General features: G+C 67.2%; 13 protein-coding genes. 9 read left to right on the forward strand and 4 right to left on the reverse strand.

What is annotated here, in order from left to right; genetic code table 11:
- The first annotated feature begins 63 nt into the window (after positions 1–63).
- The 3 genes from ACTAQI_RS11990 (at position 64) to ACTAQI_RS12000 (ending at position 2,347) form a co-directional block, all read left to right on the forward strand.
- Positions 64–336, forward strand: coding sequence for an SHOCT domain-containing protein (locus tag ACTAQI_RS11990; RefSeq protein ID WP_457946105.1), 273 nt, complete (start codon positions 64–66; stop codon positions 334–336).
- The gene (locus ACTAQI_RS11995; protein ID WP_457946107.1) at positions 336–1,781 is read left to right on the forward strand and encodes a multicopper oxidase family protein; all 1,446 of its coding nucleotides are present in this window, start codon (positions 336–338) and stop codon (positions 1,779–1,781) included. The genes ACTAQI_RS11990 and ACTAQI_RS11995 overlap by 1 nt, the downstream gene beginning before the upstream one ends.
- 131 nt (positions 1,782–1,912) lie before the next feature.
- Positions 1,913–2,347: a hypothetical protein gene (locus ACTAQI_RS12000; RefSeq protein ID WP_457946109.1), complete on the forward strand. Its 435-nt coding sequence runs from the start codon at positions 1,913–1,915 to the stop codon at positions 2,345–2,347.
- Positions 2,348–2,505: 158 nt separating this feature from the next.
- On the opposite strand, the gene ACTAQI_RS12005 is transcribed toward ACTAQI_RS12000, so the two are convergent.
- Complete coding sequence (locus ACTAQI_RS12005) at positions 2,506–3,039, reverse strand: DinB family protein (protein ID WP_457946111.1); 534 nt, start codon at positions 3,037–3,039, stop codon at positions 2,506–2,508.
- A gap of 138 nt (positions 3,040–3,177) precedes the next feature.
- Here ACTAQI_RS12005 and arsA point away from each other — a divergent pair, with 138 nt between their 5' ends.
- Positions 3,178–4,941 (forward strand): arsenical pump-driving ATPase, encoded by a 1,764-nt coding sequence (arsA, locus tag ACTAQI_RS12010; RefSeq protein ID WP_457946113.1) that lies wholly within the window; start codon positions 3,178–3,180, stop codon positions 4,939–4,941.
- Positions 4,942–4,956: 15 nt separating this feature from the next.
- Here arsA and ACTAQI_RS12015 read toward each other — a convergent pair whose 3' ends face one another.
- Complete coding sequence (locus tag ACTAQI_RS12015) at positions 4,957–5,307, reverse strand: ArsR/SmtB family transcription factor (protein WP_457946114.1); 351 nt, start codon at positions 5,305–5,307, stop codon at positions 4,957–4,959.
- A 121-nt stretch (positions 5,308–5,428) separates the two neighbouring features.
- Here ACTAQI_RS12015 and arsB point away from each other — a divergent pair, with 121 nt between their 5' ends.
- The 4 genes from arsB (at position 5,429) to map (ending at position 9,335) form a co-directional block, all read left to right on the forward strand.
- Complete coding sequence (gene arsB, locus ACTAQI_RS12020; RefSeq protein ID WP_457946116.1) at positions 5,429–6,526, forward strand: ACR3 family arsenite efflux transporter; 1,098 nt, start codon at positions 5,429–5,431, stop codon at positions 6,524–6,526.
- 24 nt (positions 6,527–6,550) lie between these two features.
- On the forward strand, positions 6,551–6,973 hold the full coding sequence (locus ACTAQI_RS12025) for an arsenate reductase ArsC (protein ID WP_457946118.1): 423 nt from the start codon (positions 6,551–6,553) through the stop codon (positions 6,971–6,973).
- 71 nt (positions 6,974–7,044) lie between these two features.
- The gene (locus ACTAQI_RS12030; RefSeq protein ID WP_457946119.1) at positions 7,045–8,442 is read left to right on the forward strand and encodes an NAD(P)-binding domain-containing protein; all 1,398 of its coding nucleotides are present in this window, start codon (positions 7,045–7,047) and stop codon (positions 8,440–8,442) included.
- 119 nt (positions 8,443–8,561) lie between these two features.
- Entirely contained in the window at positions 8,562–9,335 is a 774-nt protein-coding gene (map, locus tag ACTAQI_RS12035; protein WP_457946121.1) for a type I methionyl aminopeptidase, read from the forward strand.
- Between the two features lie 3 nt (positions 9,336–9,338).
- Here the strand turns inward: map and ACTAQI_RS12040 are convergent, their stop codons facing one another.
- A complete protein-coding gene (locus ACTAQI_RS12040; protein ID WP_457946122.1) occupies positions 9,339–9,857 on the reverse strand; it encodes an N-acetyltransferase family protein in 519 nt (172 codons plus the stop codon).
- A gap of 152 nt (positions 9,858–10,009) precedes the next feature.
- On the opposite strand from ACTAQI_RS12040, the gene ACTAQI_RS12045 reads away from it, so the two are divergent.
- Positions 10,010–10,405, forward strand: a complete 396-nt coding sequence (locus tag ACTAQI_RS12045) for a hypothetical protein (protein WP_457946124.1) — start codon at positions 10,010–10,012, stop codon at positions 10,403–10,405.
- Here ACTAQI_RS12045 and ACTAQI_RS12050 read toward each other — a convergent pair.
- Positions 10,374–12,350: an amino acid transporter gene (locus tag ACTAQI_RS12050; RefSeq protein WP_457946126.1), complete on the reverse strand. Its 1,977-nt coding sequence runs from the start codon at positions 12,348–12,350 to the stop codon at positions 10,374–10,376. The two genes, ACTAQI_RS12045 and ACTAQI_RS12050, sit on opposite strands and share 32 nt — an antisense overlap.
- Positions 12,351–12,449: the final 99 nt, after the last annotated feature.

Below are 12,449 nucleotides of genomic sequence, written 5' to 3' on the forward strand. Positions count from 1 at the left end.
ACTCTACCCCTGCCCGCGCCCGGCACCCACAATCGGAGCACCGCTGAAAGGAAGGCTCCGGTCATGATGTGGGGTTACGGGCAGGGATCTGCGTGGTGGCTTTGGGGCATCCTGCTGCTCATCGGCATGGCACTGCTGGTGGTGTTGGCGGTGCGGGCATTTGGTGGCGGCATCCGCGGTGGCCAAGGCCGGAGCAGCCAGGGTCAGGGCGGCCACGGTCAGGGCGCCCCGCCGGCTTCTGCTGCACGCCAGATCCTTGACGAGCGCTTCGCCCGGGGTGAGCTCACGGCCGAGCAGTACCGCGCACAACTCAAGGTGCTCGGCGAGGGCAGGTAGTGCGCCCCATCAGCCGCCGCCAGGCGCTGCTCCTGGGTGGCTTGGGAACTGCGGCGGCGGCGGCCGGCGGGACCGGCCTGATCTGGTCCCTGTCATCCCGGCCCGGGCCCGCTACCGGAAGTGCCCTGGTCCAGCCGGATGAGCTGCGGAGCGGGGACGGGCGGCTGGAACTCCGGCTCGAGGCTGCCCCCGGTCAGCTGCAGCTGGATGGCCGGGAGGTCTCGGCCCTCGGCTATAACGGAGGCATTCCGGGGCCCACACTGCGCCTGAAGGCCGGCGATGCCCTGGGAATCAAGCTCGTCAACAGCCTCTCCCAGCCCACCAACCTGCACGTGCACGGCCTTCACGTCTCCCCGGAGAACAACGGGGACAGCATTTTCGTCGCCGTCGCTCCGGGCAGTTCCTTTGACTACGAATACCAACTTCCCGCGAACCATCCACCGGGGCTGTACTGGTACCACCCCCATCATCACGGCATGGTGGCTGACCAGGTCTTCGCCGGCCTGTACGGAGCAATCATTGTGGAGGACCGTGAGCCGATCGAAGCCAGCGCCGAGCGCGTGTTGGTGGTTTCGGACACCTCATTGGATCCGCTGGGAGGCATCAGCGCGGCCTCGGCGATGGACCGAGTGGCAGGGAGGGAAGGCGAACTGCTCCTGGTTAACGGTCAAAACAACCCGCAGTTCAGCGCTGGTCCGGGGCAGCGGGAGCGATGGCGCATCGTCAACGCCTGCGTGTCCCGTTACCTGAGGTTGCGGCTGGACGGGCAGCAGCTCCAACTGTTGGGCATGGACTCGGGCCGGTTCGAGAAACCGCAGGATGTGGAAGAGCTGTTGCTTACTCCCGGAAACCGTGCGGACCTCCTGGTCACCGCAGCGGCCGGCGATTCAGCCCTGCAGGCGTTCCGCTACAACCGTGGAAGCATGGGCGGAATGATGGGAGCGGGCCCGGCCCAGGGCAGCAGTGCTGGTGGAGGGAGTGCGCTGGCCACGTTCCGGGTTGCAGGGGAACGGACTGCTCCGCCGTCGGGAATCCCCGCGCAGCAGGCACCTTCAGACCTTCGGCAGTCCGTGGTGGCGGCACACCGGCAGATCGTCCTTTCCACGGGCATGGGCGGTGCCGGGACGACGGGCTTTACCATCAACGGCAGGGAATTCAACCCAACCAGGACAGATACGACGGCGGCAGCCGGCACGGTCGAGGAATGGACGCTCATCAACACAAGCCCCATGGACCACCCCTTCCACCTGCATGTCTGGCCCATGCAGGTGGTGGGCGACGGCGCCGGTTCCGCCCCCGAGTGGAGGGACGTGGTGAACGTGCCGGCCAACGGACGGGTCACGGTCCGGGTGGCCTTTACGGACTTCCGCGGGCGGTCCGCGTACCACTGCCACATCCTGGACCACGAGGATCTCGGCATGATGGGTGTCATCGAGGTGCGCTAACGCCCGTCAGCCAGCCCGGGACCCGGACAAGGCAGCAAATTCGAGTACCAAATACTCATGACATGGCGCAAACCCGGTGCGAGGGTGGACTTGTTCCGTCAACACGTCGAGACAAAGTTGGATACCGCACCATGGCAGCAAAACGGCGTCGTTCAAGCAGCAAGGGCGGCGGCACCCTCGGGTGTGCCCCGTTCTTCGCCCTCATCGTCATTGCCCTCATCATTCAGTACTGGTGGGTCCTCCTGATTGCCGCGGGCGTAGTTGCGTTGACCGTGGCACTCGTGCACACAGCAAAGGCCCCTCCCCGCCCGGCCAGGGTGCCCCCGCCCAAGCCGCAACCCGTCATGCCCCCGCCCCGCCAGGTCCTCGGCGGGGATGACCTTGCTGCCCGCATGCGCGCCGAAAAACAGGGCCGCCGTGTACGGGACATGCAGGAGTGGGACTACGAATGGATCCGCTTGGCGTACCCGGGGAAGAGTCTTCGCGAAGTCAATGACATCGCGAACGCCCATTTTGCCCGTGGCCGTTCAATCGGTATCAACTGGGGGGACCCGTCCGCCCCCTGAGTCAGGCCTACGGGGTCAGTGAAGGGGGCCGCCGTCGTGCGTTCCCTCCCACTTACTCTTCCGGCACCCACCGCGGCACGCCGTAACCGCCGGCGCGTCGCGGCTAACCCGTGGACCGGCGCAGGAGTAACCGGGCTGGAATGCACACCCCGAAGCGTTCAGGACGGCAGCGTCGTCAGGCTCAGCTGGGCCCGGTGATGCCGGTAGTGCTTGGGCGCCCACTCCAGGATGTCCCGGCGGCTCATCCAGGGCAGGAAGTACGGGTCCCAGCGGATGGGCATCGTCATGCCGCGGTTCAGTGCCCTGTTGTCAGCATGGTCGTACCAGTTCACAATGATCCGCGTGGTCCGGTCCATCATCCGGAGCATGCCGGCTGGTTTAAGGACCTGGCCCCCGGCGGCGCTTCCGGCCCAATTCACCCAGTTATAGGGGCGAACGCAGGAGTCGAGTAGGCGGCTCCACTTCCGGGATGCCGACGGCGGCAGGCGGGAGAACAATCCCAGCAGAGGTATTCCCGCCAGCGTGATGTTCTGTCCCAGGACCATGTGGAAGAGCAACTGCCGGTTGGTCCACCGCGTACCGATGGTCGGGAGGTCCAGCTCGCCGCCGGGGGCACCCAGGACGATGTTCCGGAAGTCGGCCGCGATCCACAGCAGGTCCGCCTTCACCGGGTCGCTGTCAGGTACCGCCATCAGGGCCTCCCGTCCTTGGGTAGCAGCCGGTGTTCACATCATAGGCTCGCGGGTCCGCCCGCGCGGAGGTGCTGGAGGCCTGCAGCGCTGCCCCGGCGACTCTGTCATACATAGACGTCTATCGATAGCATGAGGCCCATGAAGTTCCTCCAGGACCTGCCCCGGTTCCTCTTCTTCACGGGCAAAGGCGGTGTGGGCAAAACGTCGGTGGCGTGTGCAACCGCGCTCACCCTTGCCAGGAGTGGCAAGCGGATCCTGCTGGTCAGCACCGACCCCGCATCGAATGTGGGCCAGGTGTTCGGCCAGGAAATCGGCAACACTGTCACCCGGATCAGCGGCGTGCCGGGGCTCCGGGCCTTGGAAATCGACCCCGAGCAGGCTGCCGAGGCCTACCGGGAACGGATCATCGGCCCCGCCCGGGGAGTCCTTCCGGACGCGGAGCTGGCAGGGATCGCGGAGAGCCTCTCCGGTTCGTGCACCACCGAGATCGCCTCCTTCGATGAGTTCACCAGCCTGCTTGCCGGCGACGGCAGCTACGGCGAGTACGATCACATCGTTTTCGACACCGCCCCGACAGGCCACACCGTCCGGCTCCTGCAGCTGCCGGGTTCGTGGACCAATTTCCTGGCCGCCGGCACAGGCGATCCCTCCTGTCTGGGGCCCCTTTCCGGCCTCGAGAAGCACAAGCAGGTCTACGCCGCAGCAGTCCAAGCCCTCACGGACCCGGCCCGTACCCGGCTGGTGCTGGTCAGCCGGGCGCAGACGTCGTCACTAAGCGAGATTGAACGGACCTATCTGGAGCTCAACCAGATAGGTATCAGCAACGGGTACGTGGTCATCAACGGGGTGCTGCCGGACGCTGCCGGCGATGAAGACCTGGCCAAAGCATTCCGCGCCCGGGAAGCGGCTGCCCTCAGTGCGATCCCCCACACAGTCGCCGGTCTTCCACGCGACGTCCTGGAGCTGAAGCCAGGGAACATGGTGGGAATTCCGGCCCTCGAATCCCTGTTTACCACGGCATCTGCCACCGAACTGCCGCGTGCCGAAGTGCAGGCCTCAGATGCGGAAGACGCCCCGCTTGCCGTGCTGGTCGACGCAGTGGAGCGCGACGGCCACGGCCTGGTCATGTGCATGGGCAAGGGCGGAGTGGGCAAGACCACCGTTGCTGCCGCCATTGCCGTTGCCCTTGCACGGCGCGGCCATGCCGTCCACCTCACAACAACCGATCCCGCTGCGCACCTGACCGAGACGCTCCACGGTTCCATCCCCGGCCTGACCGTCTCACGCATCGATCCGGAAACAGCCATCCGCGAGTACCGTGCTCACGTTATGGACACCAAAGGCCGGAACCTTGACGATGAAGGACGCGCCGCCCTGGCCGAGGACCTGATGTCCCCGTGCACGGACGAGGTTGCCGTGTTCCGGCAGTTCTCCAAAGTGGTCCAGGAATCACGCCGGCACTTCGTGGTAATCGATACCGCACCCACCGGGCACACCCTGCTGCTCCTGGACGCCACGGGCTCGTATCACCGTGAAATCGCCCGGCAAGTGGGCGCAACCATGGGATTCGTGACGCCCCTCATGCGGCTGCAGGACCCGGCGCAGACCAAGGTGGTCCTGGTCACGCTGGCCGAGACCACCCCGGTCCTCGAGGCCAGGGAGCTGCAGGACGACCTGGAACGCGCCGGGATTCATCCATGGGCCTGGGTCATCAACAACTCAATCGCCGCTGCGCACCCGCAGACACCTTTCCTGCAGGCGCGCGCGGCCGGCGAAATTGAACAGATTTCAAAGGTGTACGGGCTGGCGGACCGGGTGGCCCTCATTCCGCTGCTGCCCGAAGAACCCATTGGTGAAGAAAAACTGACAGCCCTGACCGCCTACAGTTCCCAGCCCGCATAACAGGCGGCCCGGCATTTACAGGGAGGCCAGGAGGCCTGCCGTCTGCTCGATCGCGCCGGGGACCAGCGAGTAGTACGCCCAGGTGCCGCGCTTTTCGCGGTGAAGCAGCCCGGCGTCCACCAAAATCTTCAGATGGTGGGAGACCGTGGGCTGGCTCAGGTCCAGCGGTTCGGTCAGATCGCAGACACACGCTTCGCCGTCTCCGGCGCCTTTGACAATCGAGAGCAGCCGCAGCCGGTTGGGATCTGCAAGCGCCTTGAACACCAGGGCCGTGCGCTGGGCGTCCTCCGCAGCGAGGGCAGCCTTGCCGGATGGGGCACAGCAGGCCTCATCGATGGTGGGCTCAACCGTTTGCAGGGAAGTCATGGATCCATTATGCACATGGATTGACAATCATCGATATAGTCGCCAATACTTCATATCGACAAACATCAATATTTACCGAAGCAGTCCAACCAGGTCAGCACAACAGCAGCGCAGGAGTCCCGTGAGCACCCAGACCCACCCATCCCCCCGCCTGGACGGTGAGGCCGCCGTTGCCGGCAAGCTCTCCACCCTGGACCGGTTCCTCCCGGTCTGGATCATCGCGGCCATGGCGCTGGGGCTGCTGCTGGGCAGCCTGGTCCCGGGCCTGAACACCACGCTGGAGGCCGTCAAGATCGGCGAAGTGTCCCTGCCGATCGCCATCGGCCTTCTGGTCATGATGTACCCGGTGCTGGCGAAGGTCCGCTACGACCAGACGCACCGGGTGATCGGTGACCGCAAACTCATGATCACGTCGCTGGCGCTGAACTGGGTGCTGGCCCCGGCGTTCATGTTCGCCCTGGCCTGGGTCTTCATCCCCGACCTGCCGGAATACCGCACCGGACTGATCATCGTGGGCCTGGCCCGGTGCATCGCCATGGTGATGATCTGGAACGACCTCGCCTGCGGAGACCGGGAAGCGGCGGCAGTGCTGGTGGCCATCAACTCCGTCTTCCAGGTCCTCGCCTTCGGCGCCCTGGGCTGGTTCTACCTCCAACTCCTGCCGTCCTGGCTCGGCCTGCCCACCACCAGCGCGGACTTCTCCTTCTGGTCCATCACCGCCTCCGTGCTGGTCTTCCTTGGGATCCCCCTGCTGGCCGGCTTCCTGACCCGAACCATCGGGGAAAAGGCCAAAGGCCGCGACTGGTACGAAAGCTCCTTCCTGCCGAAGCTCGGCCCGTGGGCCCTCTACGGACTGCTCTTCACCATCATCCTGCTCTTCGCCCTGCAGGGCGGCACCATCACCTCCCGGCCGCTGGACGTGGCCCGGATCGCGCTGCCGCTGCTGGTCTACTTCGTGGTCGTCTTCGGTGCCGGCATGGGCATCGGCAAATGGCTGGGCCTCGGCTATGCCAGGACAACCACCCTCGCGTTCACTGCCGCGGGGAACAACTTCGAACTCGCCATCGCTGTGGCGATCGGCACCTTCGGCGTCACCTCCGGGCAGGCCCTGGCCGGCGTCGTCGGGCCCCTGATCGAAGTCCCCGCCCTTGTTGCCCTGGTATACGCGGCCCTCTGGGCCCGCACACGCTATTTCACCCCCAGCCAGCTTTCCGCCTGACCCACGAACCTCCTGGAGATCACCATGACTACCGCACCCGCCAAGAAGCCTTCCGTCCTGTTCGTCTGCGTCCACAACGCCGGCCGGTCGCAGATGGCCGCCGCGTTCCTCACCACCCTGTCGAAGGGAGCCATCGAGGTGCGCTCCGCCGGGTCCCAGCCGGCCGACAATGTCAACCCCGCCGCCGTCGAGGCAATGGCCGAGCTCGGCATCGACATGTCCGCCGAAATCCCCAAGGTGCTCACCACCGAGGCCGTCAAGGAGTCCGACGTGGTGATCACCATGGGCTGCGGCGACACCTGCCCGATTTTCCCCGGGAAGCGCTACGAGGACTGGGAACTGGAAGACCCTGCCGGCCAGGGCGTGGACGCCGTCCGTCCCATCCGCGATGAGATCAAAGCACGCATCGAGGAGCTCATCGCCTCCCTCACTCCCGCCGCCAAGTAACCAGAGCAGGCGGCCGCCGCCCCTCCGGCCACCACCAGCCCGCCACGCCAACGGATGAAACAGAGGACATCATGGCTGTCACCAATACCCTTCCCGTAGCTGTCATCGGCGCAGGCCCCATCGGCCTCGCCGCGGCAGCGCACCTGCTGGAACGCGGCCTGGAGCCGCTCATCCTCGAAGCCGGCCCGGCCCCCGCCGCGGCGATCGAGCAGTGGCGTCACATCCGGCTGTTCTCCCCCTGGCAGTACAACACCGACGCCGCCGCCGTCCGCCTCCTGGCCGAAACGGGCTGGACGGCGCCCGAGCCGACGGAGCTGCCCACCGGCGGGGACCTCATCGACCAGTACCTCACCCCGCTCGCCGCCCTGCCCGCCATCGCGTCCCGCCTGCACACCGGCGCCCGCGTCATCGCGGTCACCCGGCAGGGCATGGACAAGACCCACAGCCGCAATCGGAACAGCACCCCCTTCCTGGTCCGGGTTGAACACGCCGACGGCGACGTCCGCGACTACCAGGCGGCCGCGGTCATCGACGCCTCCGGCACCTGGTCCACCCCCAACCCGCTCGGGACCTCGGGGCTGCCGGCCGCCGGCGAAGCTGCCGCAGCTGCCCACATCTCTTCCCCTCTCCCGGACGTGCTGGGCCGCGAGCGCTCAGCGTTCGCCGGGCGCACCGCCGTCGTGGTTGGCGCGGGCCACTCCGCCGCCAACACCCTGCTCAACCTCGCCGACCTGGCAACCGAGGAGCCCGGCACAAGGATCGTGTGGGCCATCCGCGGCCCGTCGGCGTCCAAGGTCTACGGCGGCGGCGACGCCGACGGGCTCGCCGCCCGGGGCCGGCTGGGCAGCCGGCTCCGCGCCCTGGTCGAGTCCGGCGCCGTCGAAGTCCACACCGGCTTCGGAATCGCCTCCCTCGCGGCAAACGACGGTGCCGTCACGCTGACTGCCACCGACGGCAGGACCCTGCGGGCCGACGTGGTGGTTCCGGCCACCGGGTTCCGGCCCGACCTGAAGATCCTCCAGGAGCTCCGGCTGGAGCTGGACCCGGGTGTGGAGGCACCCCGCGAGCTCGGCCCCCTGATCGACCCGGAATTCCACTCCTGCGGCACCGTGGAACCCCACGGCGCGAAGATGCTGTCCCACCCTGAACAGGACTTCTACATGGTGGGCATGAAGTCCTATGGCCGGGCGCCCACCTTCCTGCTGGCCACCGGTTACGAGCAGGTCCGCTCCGTGGCGGCCGCCCTGGCCGGGGACCGGGAAGCCGCCGACACGGTGCAGCTCGAACTGCCGGAGACCGGCGTCTGCTCCTCTGACATCGGCACCAGCTGCGACGTTCCCGCCGCAGCATCCGCACCAGCATCGGGAACGTTCGTGGCAGAAACCGCCGGTGGTTGCTGCGGCACCCCTGAGCCGGTGCTCATCGGGTTCCCCACGGGCCTGGCCCACGGCCGCTCCGGTGACGCATGAACCTGCTCATGGACTTGCGCCGTACCGGCTGAAATTCGGGGCGCCTGCCCTTGCTGCCGTCTCAGGCAGGGCCAATAGGATGGGGCCCATAGTTATTGGCCGCACAAGAAGGGCGCCCCATGATCGAGATCCTCAACCCCGCCGAAGTGGCCCGCGCCCGGGAGACCGGCTCCCTGGTGGCTGACATCCTGCAGGCCATGAAGAGCCGTGCAACCGTGGGCACCAACCTCCTGGACATCGACCAGTGGACCAAGGAGATGATCACCGAGGCCGGGGCGGAATCCTGCTACGTTGACTACGCGCCGTCGTTCGGCCGCGGACCGTTTGGCCACTACATCTGCACGGGCGTCAACGACGCCGTGCTGCACGGGCTGCCCCACAACTACGCGCTGGCAGACGGCGACCTGCTCACCCTGGACCTCGCCGTCGTCAAGAACGGGATGGCTGCCGACGCCGCCATCAGCTTCATCGTGGGCGACTCGCAGCCCACGGAGAGCGTGGCGATGATCGAGGCGACCGAGCGCGCCCTGGCGGCCGGGATCGCCGCCGCCGGGCCGAACGCCAAGATCGGTGACATTTCCTACGCCATCGGCCGCGTCCTCATTGATGCCGGCTACCCGGTGAACACGCAGTTCGGCGGCCACGGAATCGGCTCCACCATGCACCAGGACCCGCACGTGCCCAACACCGGACGGCCCGGCCGCGGCTTCAAGCTGCGGCCCGGCCTTCTGCTGGCGCTGGAGCCGTGGATCATGGCGGACACGGCGGAGCTGGTGACGGACGACGACGGGTGGACGCTAAGGAGCGCCACCGGCTGCAGGACGGCCCACACGGAGCACACCATCGCCATCACTGACGACGGCGCCGAGATCCTGACCCTGCCGACGCGGTAGGGGCTACTCCGTCCCTGCCACGTCGCTGCGGCGTTCCAGCAGCAGCGTGTCCTGCCAGTGCCCCGCCTTGGGGCCGTTGCTGATCCGGGCAATCCGCTCGCGGGTTCCCACCACCCGGAAGCCCAGCTTCTGGTGCAGCACCAGGCTGGCGGTGTTCTCCGGGAAGATGCTGGACTGGATGGTCCAGATGCCCGCGGCTTCGGTGGAGTCGATCAGGGCGGCCAGGAGGAGCCGGCCCACGCCCCGGCCCTGTGTCTGCGGCGCAACGTAGATGGAGTGTTCCACGAGGCCCCGGTACACCTCCCGCGACGAAACCCGGGAGACCGCCGCCCATCCCAAAACGCGCCCCGCATCCTCGGCGACGATCCTGTGCTCAGGCAACCGCACGGCGTCGAACGCTTCCCACGTGGGCGGCTCGCTCTCGAAGGTCGCCTCCCCCGTGGCGATGCCGGCGGCGTAAATCGCGTGGACGGCGTCCCAGTCATCGGGGCACATGGGGCGGATGGTTACGGGGCTGTCCATGGGTCCCATTATTGCTGTGGCAGGACGCCGGCCTTCGCCGTGGCGGGCGGAGGGCGTAAAGAATCCGTCAATAAAATGCCCTGGCCGCCCCGGTTGTGCCTGCGCGGCCCTTTGATGGAGGCATAGGCAGCGGGCGGAGGCAGGGAGCGCAGATGCGGTGGGATGAGGGGCCGGAGGACCGCGGCAGGGTCAAGTTCGCGGCGGCTGCCGACGCCGTTGAAGGCTACGGCGGCCGCGCGGTGAACGGCCGCGCCCTCCACCCCACCGCGGGCTACATTTTTCCGGACCAGGACGGCGAGCCGTGGTGGGTTATTTTCCAGCCCTGGCCGTCACCCGGCCTGCACGCGCACAAAGTTCCCGGCGACATCCTGGCCTGCAACGATTCCTACGGCGACATGGTGCACGTTGTGGTGCTGGCCGCCGGCGTGTGGGAGGACGACGCCGAGGCCGCGTTCCGCGCGGACGTCCCTTCCAGCCTGGCGGACGCCGCCCGCGTTGCGGCCACGGTTGCGCATATCAGCCGACGTGAACCCATGGGCGCTGGGTAACGTCCGGGACAGCCTCGCGCAGCACCTCCCGGGTCACCGGGGCGATCTCGCCCTCGCCGAGGAACATGAACCGGACCAGGTTGGTGATGGGGTTTCCCTCCGTCCAGCGGAAGTAGATGTGCGGCATGAGCCCCGTGACGTCCCTGATGTGCAGCAGCACGGAGGCAATGGTGTTGGGCACCACCGGGCCGTGGACCTCGAGGATGTGGTACCCGTGGCGGTTCACGCCGCGGACGTGCAGTTCGGTTTCGAAGTCCGAGGAGTCATCCACGATGACCTCGAGGAACAGGGCCTCCCCTGCCAGCGGGAGATGGCTGACTTCGATGGCTGACTCCAGTTTGTCCCGGTACGCCTCAGGGGACATCCGCAGCGGCTCGTGCGCAATGATCGCGATGGGCCCGTCCAGGGTGCTGGACATGAACTCCAGGGCCTGCTGGTCCAAATGCACCCGGGTTGCGTGCAGCTCGAAGGAACGGCGGACCCTGGACAGCAGCGAGATGACGATGATGCCGAGGATGAAGATGGCGGCGATCCGGATGCCCTCGGGCCGTTCAAAGATGTTGGCCACCGTGGTGTAGGCGAACACTACGGAAATGACGCCGAAGCCCACGGTGAGGTTCCGCTGCCTGCGCCGGCGCACCGACAGCGTAACGGCCACCGCCGCGGAGGTCATCAGCACCAGGACGCCGGTGGCGTACGCGCCGCCCTGGGCATCGACGTCGGCCTTGAAGATGAACGTGATCAGGAAGCCGATCAGGGTGAAGACCAGCACCAGGGGCCGGACGGCCTTGGCCCAGGCCGGAGCCATGCCGTAGCGGGGAAGGTACCGGGGCACCAGGTTCAGCAGGCCGGCCATCGCCGAGGCCCCGGCGAACCAGAGGATGCCGATGGTGCTGATGTCATAGACGCTGCCGAACCCCACGCCAAGGTATTCGTGCGCCAGGTACGCCAGGGCACGGCCGTTCGCCTGGCCGCCGGGCTGGAACTCCTGTTCCGGAATCAGGACCACGGTGATGAAGCTGGTGGTCAGCAGGAAGACGCTCATGATTACGGCGGCGGTGGTGAGCATGCGCCGGGCACCCCGGATCCGGCCCTTGGGGTTCTCCTCCGTATCGTCCGCAGCCCCCTGCACCTGCGGCATCACGGCAACGCCGGTTTCGAACCCGGACAGGCCCAGCGCCAGCTTGGGGAATACCAGCAGCGCGATGGCCACGGCCATCACGGGGTTTCCGTGCGACACCCACAGGTTGGTCCACCAGTCCCCCATGGCCGCGGGATGCGTGAGCACCTGGGCCAGGGTGGCAACCACCACTACCGCGTTCAGGCCCAGGTACAGGACCACCAGGACGACGGCGACGCCGATGGCTTCCTTGAATCCCCGCAGGAACACGGCTGCCAGCAGGGCAAGCAGGAAGAGCGTGACGGGAACGTTCTGGTTCTGGAGCCAGCCGGGAGCCGCAGGATTGCCCAGCAGGTGCGCGGAGGCGTCTGCTGCCGAAAGGGTCATGGTGATCATGAAGTCAGTGGCCGCGAACCCGAGGAGGACCAGCACCAGGAGCTTGCCGCCCCAGCGGGGCAGCAGGCGCTCCAGCATGGCGATGGAGCCTTCGCCGCGGGGGCTTTCACCGGCAACCCTGCGGTACACCGGCAGCGCACCCAGCAGGGTCACCGCCACCAGCACCAGGGTGGCCAGCGGGGAGATGACTCCGGCGGCGAGCGCGGCGATGGCGGGCTGGTAGCCCAGGGTGGAGAAGTAGTCCACGCCCGTCAGGCACATGACCTGCCACCACGAATGCTTCTTCTCGTGCTGCGTCGGTACGCCGCCGGGGCCCTGGTGGGCGCCCTTGCTGTCCTGCAGCCCAAACAGCAGCCAGTCCTGGAGCGCCTTCCTGCCGTGGGCGTGGGGCGCGGACGGATCCGCCGGGGGCCTGCTCAACGTGGTCATGTCTGCCTTTCCGCGCTGCCCTGTGCACCGCGACCACTGCGAAGCTAGCACCGGCCAAAACGGCCGAAGCGCGAAAAGGGCTTTTCTTAATGATTCCTT

The sequence above is a fragment of the Pseudarthrobacter sp. alpha12b genome (assembly GCF_054130495.1).